At 63.8% G+C, this 22,307-nt stretch carries 19 protein-coding genes and 1 riboswitch; of the genes, 11 read left to right on the top strand and 8 right to left on the bottom strand.

All coding sequences use genetic code 11. The features are described 5' to 3' along the window. Window positions 1–30: 30 nt before the first annotated feature. Complete coding sequence (locus NKI06_RS24535) at window positions 31–450, top strand: rhodanese-like domain-containing protein (RefSeq protein WP_352987475.1); 420 nt, start codon at window positions 31–33, stop codon at window positions 448–450. 50 nt (window positions 451–500) lie between these two features. Beyond that, window positions 501–956 (top strand): GNAT family N-acetyltransferase, encoded by a 456-nt coding sequence (locus NKI06_RS24530; RefSeq protein ID WP_031194243.1) that lies wholly within the window; start codon window positions 501–503, stop codon window positions 954–956. Between the two features lie 45 nt (window positions 957–1,001). Here NKI06_RS24530 and phaR read toward each other — a convergent pair whose 3' ends face one another. Beyond that, on the bottom strand, window positions 1,002–1,616 hold the full coding sequence (gene phaR / locus NKI06_RS24525) for a polyhydroxyalkanoate synthesis repressor PhaR (protein ID WP_023685813.1): 615 nt from the start codon (window positions 1,614–1,616) through the stop codon (window positions 1,002–1,004). Between the two features lie 302 nt (window positions 1,617–1,918). Here phaR and NKI06_RS24520 point away from each other — a divergent pair, with 302 nt between their 5' ends. The 6 genes from NKI06_RS24520 to NKI06_RS24495 all read left to right on the top strand — a co-directional run bounded on the left by NKI06_RS24520 (window position 1,919) and on the right by NKI06_RS24495 (window position 10,222). Next, window positions 1,919–3,103 carry an acetyl-CoA C-acetyltransferase gene (locus NKI06_RS24520; protein WP_352652190.1) on the top strand — a complete coding sequence of 395 codons (1,185 nt, stop codon included), beginning with the start codon at window positions 1,919–1,921 and terminating at the stop codon, window positions 3,101–3,103. 129 nt (window positions 3,104–3,232) lie between these two features. Continuing rightward, window positions 3,233–3,958: an acetoacetyl-CoA reductase gene (phbB, locus tag NKI06_RS24515; RefSeq protein WP_023707257.1), complete on the top strand. Its 726-nt coding sequence runs from the start codon at window positions 3,233–3,235 to the stop codon at window positions 3,956–3,958. Window positions 3,959–4,652: 694 nt separating this feature from the next. Further along, complete coding sequence (locus tag NKI06_RS24510) at window positions 4,653–8,159, top strand: helicase-related protein (protein WP_352987482.1); 3,507 nt, start codon at window positions 4,653–4,655, stop codon at window positions 8,157–8,159. Between the two features lie 75 nt (window positions 8,160–8,234). Next, complete coding sequence (locus NKI06_RS24505; RefSeq protein WP_023699303.1) at window positions 8,235–8,621, top strand: RNA-binding S4 domain-containing protein; 387 nt, start codon at window positions 8,235–8,237, stop codon at window positions 8,619–8,621. A 253-nt stretch (window positions 8,622–8,874) separates the two neighbouring features. Then, entirely contained in the window at window positions 8,875–9,213 is a 339-nt protein-coding gene (gene fdxA / locus NKI06_RS24500) for a ferredoxin FdxA (protein ID WP_013529180.1), read from the top strand. Between the two features lie 427 nt (window positions 9,214–9,640). Beyond that, window positions 9,641–10,222 (top strand): CarD family transcriptional regulator, encoded by a 582-nt coding sequence (locus NKI06_RS24495; RefSeq protein ID WP_023673664.1) that lies wholly within the window; start codon window positions 9,641–9,643, stop codon window positions 10,220–10,222. Between the two features lie 190 nt (window positions 10,223–10,412). Here NKI06_RS24495 and NKI06_RS24490 read toward each other — a convergent pair whose 3' ends face one another. The 3 genes from NKI06_RS24490 to NKI06_RS24480 all read right to left on the bottom strand — a co-directional run bounded on the left by NKI06_RS24490 (window position 10,413) and on the right by NKI06_RS24480 (window position 12,768). Continuing rightward, complete coding sequence (locus NKI06_RS24490; protein WP_023673665.1) at window positions 10,413–11,180, bottom strand: amino acid ABC transporter ATP-binding protein; 768 nt, start codon at window positions 11,178–11,180, stop codon at window positions 10,413–10,415. Next, on the bottom strand, window positions 11,177–11,857 hold the full coding sequence (locus NKI06_RS24485) for an amino acid ABC transporter permease (RefSeq protein ID WP_352987474.1): 681 nt from the start codon (window positions 11,855–11,857) through the stop codon (window positions 11,177–11,179). The genes NKI06_RS24490 and NKI06_RS24485 overlap by 4 nt, the downstream gene beginning before the upstream one ends. A 137-nt stretch (window positions 11,858–11,994) precedes the next feature. After that, window positions 11,995–12,768, bottom strand: coding sequence for an amino acid ABC transporter substrate-binding protein (locus tag NKI06_RS24480; protein ID WP_023673667.1), 774 nt, complete (start codon window positions 12,766–12,768; stop codon window positions 11,995–11,997). Between the two features lie 397 nt (window positions 12,769–13,165). Here NKI06_RS24480 and NKI06_RS24475 point away from each other — a divergent pair, with 397 nt between their 5' ends. Continuing rightward, window positions 13,166–14,023: an RNA polymerase factor sigma-32 gene (locus NKI06_RS24475; protein ID WP_023731851.1), complete on the top strand. Its 858-nt coding sequence runs from the start codon at window positions 13,166–13,168 to the stop codon at window positions 14,021–14,023. Between the two features lie 96 nt (window positions 14,024–14,119). Here NKI06_RS24475 and NKI06_RS24470 read toward each other — a convergent pair whose 3' ends face one another. The 4 genes from NKI06_RS24470 to thiB all read right to left on the bottom strand — a co-directional run bounded on the left by NKI06_RS24470 (window position 14,120) and on the right by thiB (window position 19,481). Beyond that, window positions 14,120–15,526, bottom strand: coding sequence for a M48 family metalloprotease (locus NKI06_RS24470; protein WP_245260366.1), 1,407 nt, complete (start codon window positions 15,524–15,526; stop codon window positions 14,120–14,122). A gap of 329 nt (window positions 15,527–15,855) precedes the next feature. After that, on the bottom strand, window positions 15,856–16,620 hold the full coding sequence (thiQ, locus tag NKI06_RS24465) for a thiamine ABC transporter ATP-binding protein (RefSeq protein WP_352987473.1): 765 nt from the start codon (window positions 16,618–16,620) through the stop codon (window positions 15,856–15,858). Then, window positions 16,617–18,224, bottom strand: a complete 1,608-nt coding sequence (gene thiP / locus NKI06_RS24460) for a thiamine/thiamine pyrophosphate ABC transporter permease (RefSeq protein WP_352987472.1) — start codon at window positions 18,222–18,224, stop codon at window positions 16,617–16,619. The genes thiQ and thiP overlap by 4 nt, the downstream gene beginning before the upstream one ends. A gap of 249 nt (window positions 18,225–18,473) precedes the next feature. Beyond that, entirely contained in the window at window positions 18,474–19,481 is a 1,008-nt protein-coding gene (gene thiB / locus NKI06_RS24455; RefSeq protein WP_352987471.1) for a thiamine ABC transporter substrate binding subunit, read from the bottom strand. Between the two features lie 43 nt (window positions 19,482–19,524). Next, a riboswitch (TPP riboswitch) is annotated at window positions 19,525–19,639 on the bottom strand. Window positions 19,640–19,801: 162 nt separating this feature from the next. Here thiB and NKI06_RS24450 point away from each other — a divergent pair. Both NKI06_RS24450 and NKI06_RS24445 read left to right on the top strand, forming a co-directional pair. Next, the gene (locus NKI06_RS24450; protein WP_352987470.1) at window positions 19,802–20,458 is read left to right on the top strand and encodes a thiamine diphosphokinase; all 657 of its coding nucleotides are present in this window, start codon (window positions 19,802–19,804) and stop codon (window positions 20,456–20,458) included. 1 nt (window position 20,459) lies between these two features. After that, window positions 20,460–22,280: an ABC-F family ATP-binding cassette domain-containing protein gene (locus NKI06_RS24445; protein ID WP_023690493.1), complete on the top strand. Its 1,821-nt coding sequence runs from the start codon at window positions 20,460–20,462 to the stop codon at window positions 22,278–22,280. The last annotated feature ends 27 nt before the right edge of the window (window positions 22,281–22,307 follow it).

Below are 22,307 nucleotides of genomic sequence, written 5' to 3'. Positions count from 1 at the left end.
CTCCGTCGCATCAGCAATGGAGATACGAGGATGAGGCACGTGACAGACATTCCGGCGGCATCGCCGGATATCGCCCGCGACCATTTTCTGCGCCGGCTTTCCGTCGAGACCGACTGTTCCGACGTCGCCGCCGCACTGCGTGCCGGAGAGCCGGACTTTGTTCTCCTGCATGTGGTCGGTTCGCCGGAAGCCTATGGACGCCGCCATGTGCCGGGCGCGCTGCATCTGCCCCACCGCGAAATATCGGCCGGGCGGATGGTGCAATGGCCCGAAAGGACGCTGTTCGTCGTCTATTGCGCGGGACCGCATTGCAATGGCGCGGATCAGGCGGCCTTCAAGCTGGCCAGCCTCGGTCGTCCCGTGAAGATCATGATCGGCGGCATAACCGGTTGGCAGGACGAGGACCTTCCTTTCGCTTCAGGCAAGGAGCCCGGTGTATTGCACGCGTGAGGCCACGCGATATGGTCGGCCTTGAAGACTGAGCAAGCATGCAGAAGGCGATGGTTAGAATTCGTCCATTCGAGCGCCAGGATGTCGGTGCGGTGCTCGCCCTCATGCGGGCGCTAGCTGTCTTCGAGGGTTATGACGACAAGCTTCGCGTCACCGAAGCGAACCTCATCGAGCACGGGCTGGGGCCATCGCCCCGGTTCGGCGTGTTGGTGGCGGAGCGAGAGGGCGTGATCGTCGGCATCGCCGTCCACTACCTCATCCCCTGGACCTACGACCTGAAGCCGGTTGTCTGGCTGAAGGAACTCTACGTCACTGAAGCGACGCGCGGCATGGGGGTCGGCCATGCGCTTGTTGAACAGCTTCGCCAACACGCTTTGAGCATTGGCGCCTCCGCCATCAAATGGACGGTGCTGAAATCCAACTCGCCGGCCAAAGCCTTCTACCGCTCGCTCGACGGCCAGCCCGACGATATCTGGGAACCGTGGCAGCTGAAAATCGACCCGTAACGGCCGCCTCGACCAACTGAGGGCGGTCGACCATGCGGCGGTCGCTTACGACATGGTGTCGAGCTTGCGCTGCATGGCGGCGATCTGTTGCTTCAGTTCCTGAAGGTCGTCGCCGCTCTTTTCCGGGACGTCCTTGCGGGCCGGCTCGGGTGCAGCCGCGGCCGCAGCATTTGTGGCGGCGGTCGGGAAGGGCGTGAACAGGCGCATCGCGTTCTGGAACATTTCCATGTTGCGGCGTGTCTGCTCTTCCAGCGCCTTGATCGGCGTGGCGATCTTCATCACATCCAGCGGCGACTTGCCGATCGCGCCCTTCATCTGCTCGCGGAACCGCTCCTGTTCCTTGGAGAAGGCCATCATCGACTGTTCGAGGAAGCTCGGCACGATCTGCTGCATCTGGTCGCCATAGAAAGCGATCAACTGGCGCAGGAACGGGATCGGCAGCATGTTCTGCCCATCCTTGTTCTCCAGTTCGAAGATGATCTGCGTCAGCACCGGATGGGTAATGTCGTCACCGGTCTTGGCGTCCTGGACGGTGAACTCCTCGCCCTTCTTGACCATCTCGGCCAGATCCTCGAGCGTGACATAGGTGCTGGTGCCGGTGTTGTAGAGCCGGCGATTGGCATATTTCTTGATAATGATAGGGTCGTCTTTCGCGGCCATCAGCATCCTCCCGGGACACCGGCGCGCCTGAGTAAGCCGCCGGTAACGATTGCGCCATTTTTAAGGATATGCGCAAAAGCTCTATAATTCCAAGCGCTTTGTGCAGTGCGGCATCATTAATTGCTGCATGGCCGGCCAATTATGCTGCGCAGCAAAGGTTGGGCGATCCCGCCGGCCGCCCGCGCCCTGCTTGCGGCGCTTGGCCGGCATGCCCATTTCCGGTTTGACTTGGGGTGTGGAACGGGCAAGAAAAGTCCCAACAAGCCCCCAAGAACACGACACCTCGAAGTCTGGAGAGAAAAATGTCCGCTTCCAATTCAATCGTCGTTGCCAGCGCCGCACGCACGGCTGTCGGCTCTTTCAACGGCGCCTTCGCCGCCACCCCGGCGCATGAACTTGGCGCCGTCGTCATCAGGGAGCTTTTGGCGCGCGCCGGCGTCGAGCCGGGTGAAGTCGACGAGGTCATTCTCGGCCAGGTGCTGACCGCCGCGCAGGGCCAGAACCCCGCCCGCCAGGCGTCGATCAATGCCGGCCTGCCCCAGGAGACCACCGCCTGGGGGCTCAACCAGGTTTGCGGCTCTGGCCTGCGCGCCATCGCGCTCGGCATGCAGCAGATCGCCGCCGGCGACGCCACTGTGATCATCGCCGGCGGCCAGGAATCGATGTCGCTGTCGCCGCACGCCGAGCACCTGCGCGCCGGCGTCAAGATGGGCGACTACAAGATGATCGACACCATGATCAAGGACGGGTTGTGGGACGCCTTCAACGGCTACCACATGGGCAACACCGCCGAGAACGTCGCCCGCCAGTTCCAGATCACCCGCGACGACCAGGACCAGTTTGCGCTGGCCTCGCAAAACAAGGCCGAGGCCGCGCAGAAGGCCGGCAAGTTCAAGGACGAGATCGTCGCCTTCACGATCAAGGGCAGGAAGGGCGACACTGTCGTCGACCAGGACGAGTACATCCGCCACGGCGCCACCATCGACGCCATGTCCAAGCTGAAGCCGGCTTTCGACAAGGACGGCACCGTGACCGCCGCCAACGCGTCGGGCATCAATGACGGCGCCGCCGGCGCGCTGCTGATGAGCGAGGCTGAAGCCACAAGGCGCGGCATCACCCCGCTGGTGCGCATCGCCTCATGGGCGACGGCCGGCGTCGATCCGGCGATCATGGGCACCGGACCTATTCCCGCCTCGAAGCGGGCGCTCGAGAAGGCCGGCTGGTCGGTCAAGGACCTCGACCTTGTCGAGGCCAATGAAGCCTTCGCTGCGCAGGCCTGCGCCGTCAACAAGGGCATGGGCTGGGATACGTCGATCGTCAACGTCAATGGCGGCGCCATCGCCATCGGCCATCCGATCGGCGCGTCGGGCGCCCGCGTCTTCAACACGCTGGTTTTCGAGATGCGCCGCCGCCGCGCCAAGAAGGGCCTTGCCACGCTGTGCATCGGCGGCGGCATGGGCGTCGCTCTGTGCGTGGAAGCGCTGTGAACAAGAAGTGAGTAGTGAATAGGGAGTAGTGAATAGGGAAGAAGGAGCAGCGCGGCGGGATATCGATCCCTACTCGCTATTCCCTACTCCCTATTCCCTTCTTCCGACCAAAGGGAGGAAGAACTTTCAATGACCAAAGTAGCGCTCGTCACCGGTGGATCGCGCGGCATCGGCGCCGCCATATCGATCGGCCTGAAGAATGCCGGTTACACCGTTGCCGCCAACTATGCCGGCAATGACGAGGCAGCGGGGAAGTTCAGCGCACAAACCGGCATCAAGGCCTACAAATGGTCGGTCGCCGACTACGACGCCTGTGCCGCCGGAATCAAACAGGTCGAGGCCGATCTCGGCCCGGTCTCGGTGCTGGTCAACAATGCCGGCATTACCCGCGACGCCATGTTCCACAAGCTGACGCGCGAGCAGTGGAAGGAAGTCATCGACACCAATCTGTCTGGGGTCTTCAACATGACGCATCCGCTGTGGGGCGGCATGCGCGACCGCAAATTCGGCCGCGTCATCACCATCTCCTCCATCAACGGCCAGAAAGGCCAGGCCGGCCAGGTCAACTATTCCGCCGCAAAGGCCGGCGACATCGGCTTCTCGAAGGCGCTGGCGCAGGAGGGCGCGCGCGCGGGCATCACAGTCAATGTCATCTGCCCCGGCTACATCGCCACCGAGATGGTCAAGGCGATCGACGAGAAGGTGCTGAATGAACGCATCATTCCGCAGATCCCGGTCGGCCGCCTCGGCGAACCGGAAGAGATCGCGCGTTGCGTCGTCTTCCTCGCCTCTGAGGACGCCGGTTTCATCACCGGCTCGACCATCACCGCCAATGGCGGCCAGTACTTCGTCTGAACGACAGCAATTTCGCCCGGTAGGACGGGCCGCCTTATGGCCCGTTTTTCATCGCCGGCCGGCGATGTTCCCCGGGCTGCGCGCGAGACATTGACCCGTTCCGGCACGCAAAGATTAACGATTTTTAGGCGCCCTGTGCAAAACCCGGTTCGCAAGCTGTGAATTCTCGGTGGACAAGCTGTGGATAACACAAGATGTTGGGGTGAACAAACCAGGAAAATCCCGCCATCGCCGATTCGTCACCCATTCGTTCCGGCTTTGAGCGGAACGTTAACGACCAAGGCCGAATACCACCGGAAAATGGTTAAGGCCGATTAAGAAAATTCAGCAATTTCATAATGTTGGCCGAGGCGTATCGGATCACGACGATGCCGGCCGGCAAAGGTTAACGCCAATGGTCGCCTTGCAGGAATCGGGCCAGTTTCCGCGATTCAGCATATGGTGAGAATCAGGCTCGCAAAATCCACATGTAGCCGTGAACAAAAGCTGAATCTGCCGGAGTCACTGATTCGTCTCCGATTCGTTCCAGACTCGTTCCAACTGTTAATTGAGACCTCAACGACGAACCGTGGGACTGCCGGCCGGAACATTCCGCTTTCGCTTCGCGCCTGAAATCCCTATGTGTCGCCTGTCATACGCGCCACGCGAGGCGCGCTCCCGACAACACGATGCAGAAAGCCTCATCTCCAGGCCGATGAACATCCAGCCGAAACACACCGAGCCGCTGATCCTGTCGGGCCGCGACGTGACTGCCGTGCTGGGTCCGACCAACACCGGCAAGACCCATCTCGCCATCGAGCGCATGGTGGCGCATGAGAGCGGCATTATCGGGCTGCCGCTCCGCCTTCTGGCGCGCGAGGTCTATGCCCGCGTCTGCGAAAAGGTCGGCGCCCACAAGGTGGCGCTCATCACCGGCGAGGAAAAAATCCAGCCGCCCGGCGCGAAATATTCGGTCTGCACCGTCGAAGCCATGCCGCGCGAGACCGACGTTGCCTTCGTCGCCATCGACGAGGTGCAACTCGCCGGCGACCTCGAGCGCGGCCACATCTTCACCGACCGTATCCTGCACCTGCGCGGCCGCCAGGAAACGCTGCTGCTCGGCGCGGCCACCATGCATGGCATCCTGCAAAAGCTGCTGAGAGGCGTCTCGGTGGTGACGCGCCCTCGCCTGTCGCACCTGGCCTATGCCGGCTCGAAGAAATTGACCCGCCTGCCGCGGCGTACGGCGATCGTCGCTTTCTCCGCCGACGAGGTCTATGCCATCGCTGAGCTGATCCGCCGCCAGCAAGGAGGAGCGGCGGTCGTGCTCGGCGCGCTGTCGCCCCGCACCCGCAATGCCCAGGTGGCAATGTTCCAGGCAGGCGACGTCGACTATCTCGTCGCCACCGACGCCATCGGCATGGGGCTCAACCTTGATCTCGATCATGTCGCCTTCGCCCAGAACCGCAAATTCGACGGCTATCAGTACCGCAATCTCACGGCGGCCGAGCTCGGCCAGATCGCCGGCCGCGCCGGCCGCCATCTGCGCGACGGCACCTTCGGCGTCACCGGCCAGGTCGATCCGCTGGACGAGGAACTGGTCAAGCGCATCGAGGGGCACGAGTTCGATCCGGTGAAGGTGCTGCAATGGCGCACCGCGCATTTCGACTTCGCCAGCCTCGACGCGCTGAAGCGCTCGATCGAAACCAACGCGCCGGTCGAAGGCCTGACGCGGGCGCTGCCGGCGGTCGATGCCCAGGCGCTCGAACATCTCTCCCGCGACGAGGACATCCGCGCGCTGGCTACCAATGCCAAGCGCGTCGCGCTGCTGTGGGAAGCCTGCGCGTTGCCGGACTACCGCAAGATCGCGCCGGCCCAGCACTCCGACCTGATCGCTTCTATCTACACCGACCTGGCCAAACACGGCCATGTCGACGAGAACTACATGGCCGAGCAGGTGCGCCGCGCCGATACGACCGAGGGGGACATCGACACGCTGTCGCACCGCATTGCGCAGATCCGCACCTGGACATTCGTGTCCAACCGGCCGGGCTGGCTGGCCGATCAGGCACACTGGCGGGAAAAGACGCGCGAAATCGAAGACAGATTGTCGGATGCGCTGCATGAGCGGTTGACGAAACGGTTTGTAGACCGCAGGACTTCCGTCCTCATGCGGCGCCTTAGAGAAAATACAATGCCTGAAGCCGAAATCAGTCCTACCGGAACCGTCCTTGTCGAAGGCCATCATGTCGGCGAGTTGCAAGGGTTCCGCTTCACCGCCGACCAGAGCGCCGGCGGCGAAGACGCCAAGGCCGTGCGTACGGCAGCGCAAAAAGCGCTGGCCGCCGAGTTCGAGGCGCGTGCCGAACGCTTCGGCGCCTGCGCCAATTGCGACCTTGCGCTCGGCTCCGACGGCACGCTGCGCTGGATCGGCGCGCCGATCGGCACGCTGGTTGCCGGCGAGGACGCGCTGAAGCCGCGCCTGGTGCTTTTGGCCGACGAGCAGTTGACCGGCCCCGCCCGAGACAAGGTCGCCGCGCGCGCCGAGCGTTTCGTCAATTTCCAGATCGAATCCTTGCTGAAGCCGCTGGTCGACTTGAAGAATGCCGAGCAGATCGCCGGCATCGGCCGTGGCATCGCCTTCCAGCTCGTCGAGCATTTCGGCCTCATCAACCGCCGCGACATCGCCGAGGAAATGAAGTCGCTCGACCAGGAGGGTCGCGCCGCCTTGCGCCGGCTCGGTGTGCGCTTCGGCGCCTACCACGTCTTCGTGCCGGCGCTGATCAAGCCGGCGCCCGCCGGACTGATTACGCTGTTGTGGGCGCTGAAGAACGACGGCAAGGACAAGCCCGGCTTTGGCGACGTGGTGCACGCGCTGGCCTCCGGCCGCACATCGGTGGTCATCGACCCGGCCTTCGACAAGAGCTTCTACAGGCTCGCCGGCTACCGCAATCTCGGGCGCCGCGCCGTGCGCATCGACATTCTGGAACGGCTGGCCGACCTGATCCGGCCTGCGACCAACTGGAAGCCCGGTCTGGGACAGCGCCCCGACGGCGCTTATGACGGCCAGTCCTTCATGGTGACGCCGCCGATGATGTCCATCCTCGGCGCCACCGCCGACGACATGGAAGAGATCCTGAAAGGTCTCGGCTATCGCGCCGAGCCGAAGCCGCCCGCAGAGGTGAAGGCGCGGCTGGAAGCGCAGGACAATGCCGCGCGCGAAGCCGCGGCGGCAAAGCTGGCGGAAGCGGCAGCGAAGGCCGAGCAGGCCCAGACGGCGGAAGCCGCTGCAGGCGAAGCTGTCGCTGAAGCGCCGACCGACAGTTCGGAGCCGGATGCGGCTTCCGCCACTGAGGTTGCGGCTGAGGAGCCCGTTGCCGAAGTCGCATCGGAGGCTGTTGCAGACGCTCAGCCGGAAGCGCCTGCCGAGGGTTCGGAGCCAGCTGCGGCCGTTGAAGCTACCGCCGAGGTCCCAGCCATCGACGAAACAACTGCAGAGCCTGCAGCGCAAGAACACGCTCCGGCCGTTGCAGAGGCTGACGACACTGTCACCGAAAGCGCCGACGCTTTTACCTCCCCCTCGATGGGGGAGGTCGCGGCGCGAAGCGACGCGGGTGGGGGTGACAGCGCTGACGAAACCGATAGTGCAGACCGCGTAGCCGATGCAGGCGCAACCGCCGACGCCGGCGCTGCCCCCACCCCGGCGCTGCGCGCCGACCCTCCCCACGAGGGGGAGGGTGGAAGCGCTGAGCCTGTCCCCGAGGCCGAAGCGCCAAAGCCCATCTTGCTGTGGCGGCAGGGTCGTTTCGAGCAGCGCCCGCGCCATCGTCAAGGCCGGGACAATCGCCCGCGTAACGGCCAGGCTGCCCGCGCCGATGCGCCGGCCGACGCTGCCGGCGGACAGCCGGCAACGGGCGAGCGGCCGGCCTATCAGGGCCGGCGCGACCAGCGCGACGGTGCCGCCAAGCCACGTTTCGACCGTTCGAAGTTCAAGCCCAAGCCGCAGGCCGAGGGCGAACAGCGCCGCGACGGCAAGCCGCAAGGCGAGCGTCCGCGCGAGGGCCGGCCTGACTGGAAAGGCGGCAGGCCGGAAGGCAAAGGCGGACCGCAAGGCGCCAAGCCGGCCTTCCAGGCCAAGCCACGCGAAGAACGGCCGGTGCGCTTCGATCCGGACTCGCCCTTCGCCAAGCTCGCCGCCTTGCGCGACCAGCTGAAGAAGTAAGCTCTGAGCATGATCCCGAAAAGTGGAACCGGTTTTCGGACAAGATCATGCTCCAACAAGAAATAACTCGCTGCGATGGTTGCTGAAGGTCGTCAGCGCATCGACAAGTGGCTGTTCTTTTCGCGCGCGATAAAATCGCGCTCGCTGGCGGCCAAGCTGGTTGTCGCGGGACGCGTCCGCATCAACAGCGACAAAGCAGCGCAGGCCTCCGATCTGGTCAAGCCTGGCGACGTTTTGACCATTACGCACGAGCGCCGTATTTTCATTTGGAAGGTGCTTGGCACCGGCGTGCGGCGCGGTCCGGCCGAGGAAGCGCGCACGCTCTACGAGGACATGTCCCCGCCGCCGGTCCCAAAAGGCGAGGCTGTTGCCGATGCCATTCCGGCGCTGCGCGACGCCGGCAGCGGCCGGCCGACCAAGAAAGAGCGCAGGCAAACCGACCGGCTGTTCGGCGAAGACTGAAGCCTTGGCCGTCTGCGCCATGCCGGCGGTCTGGAATTTCATTCCGGACACGCGGGCCCCGCCTGCAATGGCTGCCCTTGCAAGCGGCAGGCAAAGGCGTTACCTCACCAAAAAAGCCGCCGCATCGGCGCGAAAATCGGAAATCGATTTTTCGGAAGGCACGATGCGCAGATTCAAAGTGTTAGAGCGTACTTTGTGCGTCCAAGTGGACGCACGTCGCTCTAGCAAGAACGGGACGTCCCGGAGCCGACCAATGACCTATGTCGTGACCGACAACTGCATCAAATGCAAGTACATGGACTGCATCGAGGTCTGTCCGGTCGACTGCTTTTACGAGGGCGAGAACATGCTTGTCATACATCCCGACGAGTGCATCGACTGCGGCGTCTGCGAACCGGAATGCCCGGCCGATGCAATCAAGCCCGACACCGAGCCGGGCCTCGACAAATGGCTGCAGGTCAACACCGAATACGCCGAGAAATGGCCCAACATCACCGCCAAGAAGGAGCCTCCGGCAGATGCCAAGAGCTTCGACGGCGAGGCCGGCAAGTTCGAGAAATATTTCTCCGCCGAGCCCGGCGAAGGCGATTGAGCGCATGACCCTGGAATCGGAATCGATTTCGGAAAGGGTGATGCGCAAAGCAAAAAAGTGCGGCCTATTGGATCGTCATAACGCTGCGTAACGCGCATCATACATTAACTGCCTTGACAGGCGGCGATGTCGCTCGACCTTCGCGTTTGCAGCAAAACCTTGATTCTTCCGACTTTTTGTGCTACACCAGTTGAAACATGCCGGTGACACAACGTCGATTTATGGCGCAAGCGCCCCAAATCACTGAAAGGTGAAATCCCCAATCGGACCAGAGCGATCTGGGCCAGGCAGTCGCTATGTATGCGGTTTGCCGGTCCCGGCTTTTTCCGATGGGTTCATCTTGTTGTGCGGCTAACGATCGGTGTCCCCGGTCGCATGCGTTCGGACCGGCAGGCCGCCGGTGCCACAACAAGGAGTTCAGGGCGTAATGGCAACGATCACCCCGCAGAAGAAGTCCACCTCGGCACGCCACGGTTTCAAGACCGGCGAGTACATCGTCTATCCGGCACACGGCGTCGGCCAGATCGTCTCGATCGACGAGCAGGAAGTTGCGGGCCACAAGCTGGAACTGTTCGTCATCGACTTCCAGAAGGACAAGATGCGCCTGAAGGTTCCGGTCGCCAAGGCGACCTCCATCGGCATGCGCAAGCTGTCGGAAGAGGATTATGTCGAGCGCGCGCTGAAGGTCGTGCAGGGCCGCGCCCGCGTCAAGCGCACCATGTGGTCGCGCCGTGCGCAGGAGTATGATGCCAAGATCAATTCGGGCGACCTGATCTCGATCTCGGAAGTCGTGCGCGACCTCTACCGTGCCGACAACCAGCCGGAACAGTCCTATTCCGAGCGCCAGCTCTATGAGGCGGCACTCGACCGCATGGCGCGCGAGATCGCGGCAGTCAACCGCATGTCGGAAACCGAAGCCGTGCGCCTGATCGAGGTCAACCTCAACAAGGGCCCGAAGCGCGGCGCCAAGGCCGACAATGAGGAAGCCGAGCAGGAAGAAGCTGCCTGATCGCTTTCACCGTCGAATTCATGAAAACCCGGCCTTGTGCCGGGTTTATGTTTTTACCCTCCCCTTGTGGGGTTCCAAGGACGGGCGAGACCCGTGGCTCGCCCAGGCAGGTCGCTGCGAAGATGGGGGACGGCAACAGACCCGACCCGGACCTTCCGTCCGACCTCCCCACAAGAGGGAGGTAGAAGGCTCAGCCGCCGGCTTCCTTCTCCGCCTCCTGCTTCAGCGTCGCAATAAAACGCTTGGTCCGTTCCCGCTCCGGATTGCTGAACACCACGGTGGACGGCCCCTTCTCGACGACGACACCAGCATCGAGGAACACCACCTCCTGCGCGATCTTGGAGGCAAGGCGAAGGTCGTGCGTGGCCATCACCATGGTGGTGCCTTCGCTGGCGAGTTTTCCGAGCACGTCGACCACTTCCTGCGCCAGTTCCGGATCGAGCGCCGAGGTCGGCTCGTCGCAGAGCAGAACCTTGGGCGACGGCGCCAGGGCGCGGGCGATGGCCACACGCTGCTGCTGGCCGCCCGACAGCGTTGCCGGCCAATCATCCGCCTTGTGCGCCATGCCGACCTTCTCGAGCAGCGCCAGTGCCCGCTCGCGCGCCTTTGCCGTCGGCCATTTCAGCACCGTCACCAGGCCTTCCATGACGTTCTCGATCGCGGTGCGATGCGGGAACAGCTGGAAGTTCTGGAACACCATGCCGGTCTGCAGCCGCAGGCGCTGGATGTCGCGGCTGGGGATCTTGATGCCGGGACGGAATTCCAGCGTCTCGTCGCCGATGCGCACCATGCCCGAGGTCGGGATCTCCAACAGGTTGATGCAGCGCAGCAGAGTGCTCTTGCCACCGCCGGAGGGACCGACAAGCGCGGTGACGCTGCCTTCGGCAATGGTGACCGTCACGCCCTTCAGCACCAGATTGTCGCCGAAGCGCTTTTCGATATCGGTGAGGCCGATCATGAGCGCGCCTCCAGGAAGCCGCCATAGCGGTTGAGCCGCTCCTCCAGCCGCGTCTGCAAGGCCGAAAGCACCGAGCTCATCGCCAGATAAAGGATCGCCGCCTCGACATAGAGGATCAGCGGTTCATAGGTGGTGGCGACGATGCGCTGCGCCGCCTGGAACATCTCCGGCACGGTGATGGCGGCGGCCAGCGACGTATCCTTGACCAGCGAGATGAAGGTGTTGGACAGCGGCGGCACGGCGACGCGGCCGGCTTGCGGCAGGATGGTGCGCCGCATCGCCTGGCTCCAGGTCATGCCGATCGAATAGGCCGCTTCCCACTGGCCCCTCGGCACCGAGCCGATCACGGCGCGGATAATTTCCGAACTGTAGGCGCCTATGTTGAGGGTGAAGCCAATCAGCGCCGCCGGAAAAGCATCCAGCAATATGCCGACCGAAGGCAGGCCGTAAAAGATCAGGAACAGCTGCACCAGAAGCGGCGTGCCGCGAAAGATCCAGACATAGAAGCGGACCACGGCAACCAGAGGCTTGGGGCCGAACAGCCGCACCAGGGCGACAACCAGGCCGACGAACAGGCCGAGTGCGAACGATAGCAATGTCAGCGGTACGGTGAAGATCAACGCCGCCCACAGCAGTGTCGGCAACGAGTCCAGCATCAGGTGTAGCCAGTGCGGCACGAACGGCTCCTCCCTCACAGACCGCCGCGGTGACGGCAGTGCGATTGTGTGCTTCTCATATCATGCGAATAACGGCGAGCCGTCAAAGACGGCCCGCCGCTATTTGTCATTGCCGGCAAACCGCCGGGAGATGGTCTTTACTGCGAGACATCCTGGCCGAAATAGGTATCGGCGATCTTCTTGTAGGTGCCGTCGGCCTTGATGTCGGCCAGCGCCTTGTTGATCGCCGCGACCAGCTCCGGATCACCCTTGCGCACGATGACGCCGGAATAGTCGGCGTTCTCTTCCTGCGCGGCGATCTTCACATTGGCGTCCGGCTTGTGCTTCTTGAAGTCGAGGAAAGACAGGCTGTCATTGATGGTGGCGTCGGCGCGGCCGGTGAGCAGCAGCTGGATCGACTGGTCGAAGCCGTCGGTGCCGACAAGTTCGGCGCCGTTGGTCTCGGCGAGCTTGCCGAAATTCGATGTCAACGACTGTGCCGACTTCTTGCCCTTGAGGTCGGCGAAGGTCTTGATGTCGGTGTTGTCGCCGCGCACGATCAGCACGGCCTTGGAGGCGATGTAAGGATCGGAGAAATCGTACTTGGCCTTGCGCGCGTCGGTGATGCCGACCTCGTTGATCACGGCGTCGTAGCGGTTGGCGTCGAGGCCGGCGATCAGCCCGTCCCATTTGCCTTCGAGGAACTCGACCTTGACGCCGAGCTTGTCGCCGATCGCCTTGGCGATCTCGACGTCGAAGCCGACCAGCGCGCCGGAAGCATCATGATAGGTGAAGGGCGCATAGGTGCCTTCGGTGCCGACCTTGAGTGTGCCGGCCTGCTTGATCTGGTCGAGATTGGCGCCGGCGTGGCCTGATGTAACAGCCAGAACCTGCAGCGTTCCGGCGATGATGAGCGAATTGAGCCATTTCATTTCTATGTGATCCCGTCCTTGGCCGGTGTCCGGCGCTTGTGAGAGCCGGAAACTGACAGATACAGCGCAGCAAAATAAGGAACCAGATTTCAAAAAAACGGCGATCCAGAAATCAGATTCTCAAAGCAGCTCCGATCGGTGCCAATAGTCCCGATCTGCGGTGTCGATGCGCCCTGTCGGACCGCACAAAACAACCGCCCTCGGCGGCGGAACCAATCCCCGGTATGGCACGTTCATGGCTTGTTGTAGGGCGCCGCGTTTCCATTTCAAGAACCCTTGGCTGCGCTAGGCCCGAAGCAATTCCAGGAAAGTGGGAAAGCGGTTTCCTTCGGAATTGCGTCAAACAGAGATAACGGCCGCCAGGCCGTCCGAAAATGTCCGGGAGCAGGAGCGCGGCATGATCGAAGACACGGCAGGACGGACCATGGTCCGCACGGCAATGAAAGCCCCCTACCTCGAGCGCGATGAGGAACATGTTCTCGCCTTGCGCTGGAAGGAGGACCAGGATCAGCAGGCGCTGCATCAGATCACCGTCGCCCATATGCGGCTGGTCATCTCCATGGCTTCGAAGTTCCGACATTACGGCCTGCCGCTCGGCGATCTGGTCCAGGAGGGCCATGTCGGGCTGCTGGAAGCAGCCGCGCGTTTCGAGCCGGAGCGCGAGGTGCGCTTCTCGACCTATGCGACATGGTGGATCCGCGCTTCGATGCAGGACTATATCCTGCGCAACTGGTCGATCGTTCGCGGCGGCACCTCTTCGGCGCAAAAGGCGCTGTTCTTCAACCTGCGGCGCCTGCGCGCCCGTCTTGCCAATGGCGCCGAGCCGATCTCCAACGCCACGCTCTACCGCGAAGTCTCGGTAGCCCTAGGCGTCTCCGAGGCCGATGTCGCGAAGATGGATTCCAGGCTTTCAGCACCTGACTCTTCGCTCAACGCACCCCTCGCCGATGAGGCCGGTACCACCGAGCGGATGGACTTCCTGATTTCGGACGATCCATTGCCTGACGAGGTCGCCGGCGACACCATCGACGTCGAACGGCGCCTGATGTGGCTGAAGACGGCGCTCCGCGCGCTCAATGCCCGCGAACTCAGGATCATCGAGGAGCGTCGGCTGACCGACGAAGGTGCGACGCTTGAGGCGCTCGGCGAGACGCTCGGCATTTCCAAGGAGCGTGTCCGCCAGATCGAGGCCCGCGCCATGGAAAAGCTCAAGCTCGCGCTGGTCAAGCAGAACCCCGAATTCATGGCAGCGTGAGATTGCCAGGAACAGGGGTACCGCCCCGAGTTATCTCAGAAAAGTTATCTCAGAAAAAAGCACTACGAAGGCTGGGGTTTCTGACGAAGACCGGCGCTATCTGTCCGTGACGATCTTGACCTTGTCGCCGGCCGAAACCGAGGCGCCCGGCGACATCGCGTTGAGCACGCGGAACAGATCGAGCTTGCGGTCGACGCCGACCATCTGCGCCGAAAGTGTGCCCATCGTCTGCCCGGCCTGTACCGTGACGACGCGGATATGCAGCGGCTTCAGTGCCGCCTTCTCGGCGGGGCTGAGCACGCGGAACGAACCGCTGACCGAGCGTGCCACCGGATCGAGTGTCGTGCTGGCCGAGGGGGCCGCTGTCAAAAGCCGGTAGACTTGGCCGCCGGCGCGGATCACCGCAATGTCGAACTGCCAGCCATCGGCGCCGGCGTGCGCTGTCGCCGCCTCGTTGCCGTCGATCGTCTCCTGGCGCACACTGGTCTCGTCGAGACCGGCCACCCAGCCGCTTCTGATGTAGTCGGTCAGCGCACGATCCTTGTCGATCGACACACCGTCGAAGCGGATCGCCATGTCGCCGGGACCGGTCGCCGTCACCGCCGCCGCCGAATTGTCGATGATGAAGCCGTCGGGCACCGTGAACGATACGCCGAGGCCCGGATGCAGGAAGGTCTGGCCGCGCACATAGCCCTCTTCCGGCGTGTCGCCATAGAGCAGGCCGTCTATCCCGGCCAGGAAGGAATCGCGGTCGCGCGTGCCGATGCCCGGCGCGCCGAACTGGCGGGCGTGGCGCTGCGCCAGATCAATTCGCTGCGGCGTGTTGGGGTGCGTGGCCAGGAAGTCGAGGCTGGCGTCGGTGGCGCCGCTGATCGAGCGGAAATCGGTATAGGCCGACATCGACTGCAGGAAACGCCCGGCGGCATAGGGGTCGTAACCGGCCTCGCCGATCGACTTGATGCCGATGGCGTCTGCCTCCAGCTCCTGGTTGCGCGAGAACTGCGCCAGCCTCAGCTTGCCACGGATCAGCGCCTGCTTGGCGGTCGGGCTGTCGCCCAGCACATCGGAGACCACCTTGGTCGCCAGGCCTTCCTCGGCCTCGAGCTGCTGGCGCTGCAAGCCGTGATTGGCGGTGACGTGGCCCATCTCATGCGCGATGACGGCGGCGAGTTCGGCCGAATCATTGGCCAGCGCCAGCAGGCCGCGGGTGACGTAGAGATAGCCGCCCGGCAGCGCGAAAGCGTTGACGTTGGGCGAATTGAGGATGGTGATGCGATAGGTCTGGGTCGGATTGGCCGATACCACGGTCAGGCTGCCGACAACCTTGGCCACCATGCGCTCGAGCTTGGGATCGGAATATTCGCCGCCATAGGTGGCAAGGATGCGCGGATGTTGCGCCTTCGCCAGTTCGGCAAGCTTGCTGTTGGCGGCGACATTGTCGACCGTGATCGGCTTGTCGGAAGGCTGGAAGCCGGATTCCTGCACTTCGGGAGGCGTGAACATCTGGCAGCTGGCCAGCGCCACGGCAAGGCCGGCCAGCGCGAGGAAGCGCACCAGCGGTCTGCGTTTCAAAGTGTCAGTGCCGGTCGGCAGCACGGCGTTCCTTCAGCTCTCGGCGCATGATTTGGACCGGGGTCCGCGCCAGCGAAAATCGGTTTTCGTTGGCAATCCTGCACACATCAAAAAACCTACAGCGTTTACGCATCCGGCCGGGTGCGGCGCTGTAGGGGCAAATCACGGCTCGTGCCGGACCAGTACTAAGCGGACCTAGCCACATCGACTGGACCATGGCAAGCAAGCGCCACATCACCTGTAGCCGGTTTGGTCGTAAATTATGTCCGCTTCCGGGCAATATCGCGTGATCCGCCCGAACTTGCGCCGATATAGCGCCGAAACGCTTCAGGGCCAGTGCCGTCGAAAAAATCGGCGGCAGGTCCCGTCGCGGCAACCCTGCCATTGTCCAGAAAAACCATCTGCTCGCCGATACGGCGAGCGTCTTCCGGCTGATGCGTGACGAACAGCACCGTCATCGCCCGCTCGGCATGAACGCCGGCCACCAGGTCGAGCATGTCGTCGCGCAGTGCTGGCCCGAGCGAAGCGAACGGCTCGTCGAGCAGCAGCACCGGCCGGTCGCGCACCAGAACGCGGGCGAGCGCCACGCGCTGCCTTTCGCCGCCGGAGAGTTCGCGCGGCAGGCGCATTTCCTTGCCGGCCAGGCCGACGCGGTCAAGCGCCTCGGCGATTGCGGCGCGATCGGCGTCGGTCAGGTTGAGCGATGGCGAGCGGCCGAGCCCGACATTCTTCTCCACCGAGAGATGAGCAAACAGATTGTTTTCCTGGAATACCATCGACACCGGCCGCGCCGAAGGCGGCTCGGCGCTGACATCGGCGCCGCCGATCAGCACACGACCGGACTCCGGCGTCTCGAAACCAGCCACCAGATTGAGCAAGGTCGATTTGCCCGAACCACTTGCCCCCATGATGGCGGTGATCTTAGATGTATGGAATTCGACATCGAACAGGAATGACGTTTCGCCATAGCTGAACGAGACCTTGTCCAGCCGGACAGTCGTGCCTTTCTCCACAGCGGACGTCACGATCTCTCTCCCCGTCCCAGCCAGTCTGCCGCGACCACCAATGCAAGGCAGACCGCCCCGAGCAGCAAAGCCAGCCCGGCAGCATCGGCCGTGCGATAGCTGCCCATGCGCGCCAGCAGGAGATAGGGCAAGGTCTGCACCGAATCGCTGCCGAACAGCGCGATGACGCCGAGATCGCCGAGCGACAGTGCCATGGCGAAGGCAAAGCCGGTGGCCAGCGGCCGCCGCAGCGATGGCCAGTCGACCAGAAGCAGCCGGTTCCAGCCCGCAATGCCGAGCTGCGCGCACAGCTTTTCGTGGCGCTCGCTCGCCGCATCATAGGCCGGGCGCATCGCGCGGATGGCAAAGGGCATCGCCATCACCGCATTGACGGTGACGACCATGACCGGCGCAATGGCAAAGACATCGCTGACCGTGCGCAGCAGGAGAAACCAGCCGGCGCCGATAACGATGGGCGGCACGACGAGGACGAAGCCGGCGCCGGTGTCGGTGGCATGTTCGAGCAATGAACGGGCACTGGACCGGCGGCGCAGCGACAGTGCCCGCCGCGCCATGATCAGCGACAGTGCCAGCGCCACCGAAAGTAGCGCCGCCGAGAAGGCGAGACCGGCGCTGGTCAGCGTCGCCTGACGCACGGCACTCTCGCCCGCCAGCCGGCCGAGATCGGCGCCGAGGCCGGAGGCAACGGTGGCCGCCATCGGTCCGGCGACGAACAGCAAGGCGAGCACGATCAGGACGGCGTTGAACGCTGTTTCTGCTTTGCTGGCCAAGTGATAGCGGCGCGGCGCGACAGGCAAATTGGCGTCGCCGGTCGTATTGGCGCCAAGCCGCGTCAGCGCCAGCATGACGGCAAAAGTCAGCGCGATCTGCAGCACGGTCAGCGTCACCGCTCGCGCCGGATCGAAGTCGAAACGCAGCGCCTGATAGATGGCGACTTCCAGCGTCGTCGCCGCCGGCCCGCCGCCGAGGATCAGCACGATGGTGAAGGAGGTGATGCAAAGCATGAAGACAAGCCCGGCGACGCCCGGCAGCGCGGCGCGCAGCACCGGCCACTCGATCAGCCGGAAGGCTGGCCTCGCCCCCATGCCGAGCTGGCTCGCCAGCCGCCATTGATCGGCCGGCACCGTTCCCAGCGCTTCGAGGAACAGCCGGGTGGCCAGCGGCAGGTTGAAGAAGACGTGGGCGACGAGGATGCCCGACAGCCCATAGATGTCGGGCCAGCTCTGGCCACCGATCGCGGCGAAATAACCGGCGCGGCCATAGAGCGCCAGTATGCCCAGCGCTCCGACAATTGCCGGCAAGGCAAGGGGCACAGTGAACAGCTGCAGGATGAAGCCGCGTCCGAAGAAGCGCGGATGCCGCGACAGCGCCCGGGCGACGAAGAGCGCCGGTACGGCGGAAAGCAGAGTCGAGAGCGCAGCCTGCCAGAGCGTGAAGCGGACAACGCGCAGGAGATAGAGGTCAAAGGCGGACGCGGCGCCGGAAAGGTCGTGCGCGCCTTCGCGGATAAGGCCGGCGAAGGCGCCACCGATCAGCAGCGCGATTGCCGCAAGCGCGATGGTGCCGGGGGTGATGCGGGGATCAGAGGGATAGTGCGCACGCATTTTGCGCTATCCAACCCTACATCGCACGTTGGCTGCTGACGGAAATATTTCACGGACGTCGAGTTCCCGCCCACCCCCCTCTGTCCTGCCGGACATCGCCCCCACAAGGGGGGAGATTAGCAGCTTCGCTCCCCGCCCCATCCTCGCAGCGTTGGAGGTTGGCGAAAGCTTCCGAGCGCTTGATCTCCCCCCTTGCGGGGGAGATGGCCGGCAGGCCAGAGGGGGGTGTTCAAGCAGCATCCTGAATTCCTACTTGCTCATCACCGCCAGCCATTCATCCACCCAGGCCTTGCGATTTGCCGCGACCTCTTCCGGGCTGAACAGCAAGGTCTTCGCCGGCTTGACCAGCCTATCAAAAGCCGGATTGAGCGGCTTGGCGGTTTTCCCGGCCGGGAACATCCAGTTGGTCTCCGGAATGACGTCCTGGAATTTCGGCCCGGTCATGAAGGCCAGGAACTTCGCCGCCAGGGGGTTCTTCGCGCCCGTGGTGGTGATGCCGGCGACCTCGATCTGCAGATACTCGCCTTCCTCGAACGAGGCCGCCTGGTAGCGCCCGGTGTTCTCGGCCACCATGTGGTAGGCCGGCGATGTCGTATAGGACAGCACCATCGGCGCCTCGGCCTTGGTGAACAGGCCGTAGGCCTCGCTCCAGCCCGGCGTCACCGTCAGCACTTTGCCCTTGAGTTTCGCCCAGGCTTCCGGCGCCTTGTCGCCATAGACCGACTTGACCCACAGCAGCAGGCCAAGGCCCGGCGTCGACGTCCTCGGATCCTGGATGACGATCTTGTCGGCGGCATCGCCCTCGACCAATTCCTTCAGGCTCTTCGGTGGGCTCTTCAGCTTCTCGGTGTCGTAGACGACGGCGAAATAGCCATAATCGTAGGGCACGAAAGTGTCGTCGCTCCAGCCGCCCGGCACGTTGTTTTCAGCCACCGCGCCATGTGGGACAAACAGGCCGGAAGCCTTGGCTTCCGCGGTGAGGTTGGTGTCGAGGCCAAGCACGATATCGGCCTTGGTCGAGGCACCTTCGAGCTTGACGCGGTTGAGCAGCGCGACGCCGTCGGCCACCGAGACGAAGTCGACGCTGCAGCCGCACTCGGCCTCGAATTCCTTCTTCACCTGGGGGCCTGGACCCCAGTCGGCAGTGAAACTCTCATAGGTATAGATCGTGAGTTTTTCCTGCGCGGACGCAGGGCTTGCCAGTAGCGAAACAGCAAGCCCCAGCGCTGGGACAAGACGGGACAAAAACATGCGCATCGGCGCCTCCTTCATTCGTGTTGAAAGGAATTGAGGCGTCGGGCTGTCCGAAGCGTCTAATCCCTCCGCCGGTACAAACCGGATCAGGTTCAGCGGGTTGGCGAGACTGCCTCTCAGCCGGTCCGCGAAGATCGCGTCCGGCACCCCGTTAGAGCGTTTCGACACATAGGCCCGGCCAAGGTGCCACGCAAGCGGAAGTTTGCCCGAGCATGATCCCGGAAAGTGGAATCCGTTTCCGGAAAAAGATCATGCTCCAACAAAGAGTGACGGTGCCGCTCGGCCTTCCGTTTCGTCGGCGGGGCTGGTAAGGGCCAGCGGATATGAGCACATTCACCATCCTGCTTGGCGGCGATCTCGTCCGCACGCCGCGGCTCGACCGCCAGGTCGCGGGCACGCGCGTCATCGCCGCCGACGCCGGCATCGATCATGCCCGCCTGCTCGGCGTGATGCCGGAGCTGTGGGTCGGCGATTTCGATTCCGTGCCGGCGGACCTGCCTGCCGATCTCGCCGCCGTGCCGCGGGAGGTGTTTCCTCCCGAAAAGGACAAGACCGATGGCGAACTGGCGATCGCGGCGGCATTGGAACGCGGCGCCACCAGCCTGGTGCTGGCCGGCGCTTTCGGCGGCAGGCGCGCCGACCACGCCTTCCTCCATCTGGCGCTCAGCCTGCGGCTGGCCGAGGCCGGCACAAAAGTGCTGTTGACCAGCGGAGCGCAGGAAGGCGCCCCTCTGCTGCCTGGCAAGGCCGGCTTCGACTATGCCGACGGAACGCTGTTTTCGGTGCTCGGCTTTTCCGATCTTTCGGGCCTCACCGTGTCCGGCGCGAAGTGGCCGCTCGACCATGTCGAGGTCGTGTTCGGCTCGTCGCTGACCATCTCGAACGAGGTCAAGTCCAACAAGACCGGGGGCCTCGAAATCGCGCTCGGCCATGGCCGCGCGCTGCTGCTCGCCCACCCCTATCCCTTGCCTGAAAGCTGACATGGCCCCGCCCCTTCTCAACCTCGACGGCATAAGACTGACCTTTGGCGGCACGCCGCTGCTCGATGGCGCCGAACTGACGGCGTCCGCCGGTGACAAGATCGCGCTCGTCGGCCGCAACGGCTCCGGCAAGTCGACACTCCTGAAGATTGCCGCCGGTCTGATCGAGCCGCAAGACGGCGAGGTCTTCCGCCAGCCTTCGGCAACGGTGCGCTATCTCCCGCAAATGCCCGACATGGACGGCTTTGCCAATGTGCGTGCCTATGTCGAGGCCGGGCTTGGGCCTGCCGACGATCCCTACCGCGCCACATATCTGATGGAGCATCTCGGCCTCGCCGGCACGGAGAACCCCAACGATCTCTCCGGCGGCGAGGCGCGCCGCGCAGCACTTGCCCGCGTCATGGCGCCCGAACCCGATATTCTGCTGCTTGACGAGCCGACGAACCATCTCGATTTGTCGGTCATCGAATGGCTGGAAGAAGAGCTTGTCCGGACATCTTCGGCGCTGATCGTCATCTCGCACGACCGTCGCTTCCTCGAACGCGTCTCGCGCGCCACTGTCTGGCTCGACCGTGGCCAGACCCGCCGCCTCGACAAGGGCTTTGGCCATTTCGAGGAATGGCGCGACCTTGTGCTGGAAGAGGAAGAGCGCGAACAGCACAAGCTCGGCCGCCAGATCGTGCGCGAGGAGCATTGGCTGCGCTATGGCGTGACGGCTCGCCGCAAACGCAACATGCGCCGCCTAGGCGAACTGCAGACCATGCGCCAGCGTTTTCGCGGCCATCGCGGCGCCGAAGGCTCGGCGACCATGGTGGCCAGCGACGCCGCCGAGTCCGGCAAGCTGGTGATCGAGGCCAAGAACATCGAGAAGAGTTTTGGCGACCTGACCGTGGTCAAGGGCTTCTCGACCCGCATCCAGCGCGGCGATCGCGTCGGCCTTGTCGGGCCGAACGGCGCCGGCAAGACGACGCTGTTGAAGATGCTCACCGGCGAGATGAAGCCCGATGCCGGCTCGGTGCGGCTCGGCACCAATCTGGAAATCGCCACGCTCGACCAGAAGCGCGAGGCGGTCGATCCGGCCGAGACCCTGGCGCAGTATCTCACGGACGGGCGCGGCGAAAACCTCGTCATCAATGGCGAGCAGCGCCATGTCGTGTCCTACATGAAGGATTTCCTGTTCAAGCCGGAACAGGCGCGCACCCCGGTGCGCGAGCTGTCCGGCGGCGAACGGGCGCGGCTGCTCCTGGCGCGTGTTCTGGCGCGGCCGGCCAACCTTCTGGTGCTCGACGAGCCGACCAACGATCTCGACATGGAGACGCTGGAACTGTTGCAGGAACTTGTCGCCGGCTTTGCCGGCACGGTCATCCTGGTCAGCCACGACCGCGACTTCCTCGACCGCACCGTCACCAGCATCATCGCCCCGGACGGAGGCGGCCGCTGGATCGAATATGCCGGTGGCTATTCCGACATGCTGGCGCAGCGCGGCGGCACCCGGCTCGACGACCGCAAGGCGCGCGCCAAGGCCGAAGCCAGCGATGCGCCGGCGCCGGGCAAGAGCGAGCCGGCAGCGCCAAAAGGGCCGTCGAAGAAACTGTCGTTCAAGCAGAAATTCGCCCTGGAATCGCTGCCCAAGAAGATCGAGGCGGTAATGGCCTCGATCTCGCGTTTGGAAAACAACATCGCCGATCCCGCCTATTACGAGCGCGACCCGGCCTCGTTCCAAAAGACCATCGCCGCCCTCGACAAGGAACGCGCCACGCTGGCCGCACTCGAGGAAGAGTGGCTGGAACTGGAAATGCTGCGTGAGGAGATGGAGGGGTAGCATTGCCTGTGGTCTTTTATGCGCGTA

Source organism: Mesorhizobium sp. M0772 (assembly GCF_040320135.1).
In the GTDB taxonomy this organism is placed as follows: Bacteria; Pseudomonadota; Alphaproteobacteria; order Rhizobiales; family Rhizobiaceae; genus Mesorhizobium.
The sequence above is the reverse complement of the archived record's forward strand: the minus strand, read 5'-3'. Positions and strand labels throughout refer to the sequence as shown.

What these genes read in the sequence shown, in the direction of transcription:
- NKI06_RS24530 (WP_031194243.1), top strand. Translation starts at nt 501, where the DNA reads ATGGTTAGAATTCGTCCATTCGAGCGCCAGGATGTCGGTGCGGTGCTC.
- fdxA (WP_013529180.1), top strand. Translation starts at nt 8,875, where the DNA reads ATGACCTATGTCGTGACCGACAACTGCATCAAATGCAAGTACATGGAC.
- NKI06_RS24510 (WP_352987482.1), top strand. Translation starts at nt 4,653, where the DNA reads ATGAACATCCAGCCGAAACACACCGAGCCGCTGATCCTGTCGGGCCGC.
- phbB (WP_023707257.1), top strand. Translation starts at nt 3,233, where the DNA reads ATGACCAAAGTAGCGCTCGTCACCGGTGGATCGCGCGGCATCGGCGCC.
- NKI06_RS24445 (WP_023690493.1), top strand. Translation starts at nt 20,460, where the DNA reads ATGGCCCCGCCCCTTCTCAACCTCGACGGCATAAGACTGACCTTTGGC.
- NKI06_RS24470 (WP_245260366.1), bottom strand. Translation starts at nt 15,526, where the DNA reads ATGTTCACGCCTCCCGAAGTGCAGGAATCCGGCTTCCAGCCTTCCGAC.
- NKI06_RS24505 (WP_023699303.1), top strand. Translation starts at nt 8,235, where the DNA reads ATGGTTGCTGAAGGTCGTCAGCGCATCGACAAGTGGCTGTTCTTTTCG.
- NKI06_RS24480 (WP_023673667.1), bottom strand. Translation starts at nt 12,768, where the DNA reads ATGAAATGGCTCAATTCGCTCATCATCGCCGGAACGCTGCAGGTTCTG.
- NKI06_RS24450 (WP_352987470.1), top strand. Translation starts at nt 19,802, where the DNA reads ATGAGCACATTCACCATCCTGCTTGGCGGCGATCTCGTCCGCACGCCG.
- thiP (WP_352987472.1), bottom strand. Translation starts at nt 18,224, where the DNA reads ATGCGTGCGCACTATCCCTCTGATCCCCGCATCACCCCCGGCACCATC.
- NKI06_RS24490 (WP_023673665.1), bottom strand. Translation starts at nt 11,180, where the DNA reads ATGATCGGCCTCACCGATATCGAAAAGCGCTTCGGCGACAATCTGGTG.
- thiB (WP_352987471.1), bottom strand. Translation starts at nt 19,481, where the DNA reads ATGCGCATGTTTTTGTCCCGTCTTGTCCCAGCGCTGGGGCTTGCTGTT.
- NKI06_RS24535 (WP_352987475.1), top strand. Translation starts at nt 31, where the DNA reads ATGAGGCACGTGACAGACATTCCGGCGGCATCGCCGGATATCGCCCGC.
- NKI06_RS24495 (WP_023673664.1), top strand. Translation starts at nt 9,641, where the DNA reads ATGGCAACGATCACCCCGCAGAAGAAGTCCACCTCGGCACGCCACGGT.
- phaR (WP_023685813.1), bottom strand. Translation starts at nt 1,616, where the DNA reads ATGGCCGCGAAAGACGACCCTATCATTATCAAGAAATATGCCAATCGC.
- NKI06_RS24475 (WP_023731851.1), top strand. Translation starts at nt 13,166, where the DNA reads ATGATCGAAGACACGGCAGGACGGACCATGGTCCGCACGGCAATGAAA.
- NKI06_RS24520 (WP_352652190.1), top strand. Translation starts at nt 1,919, where the DNA reads ATGTCCGCTTCCAATTCAATCGTCGTTGCCAGCGCCGCACGCACGGCT.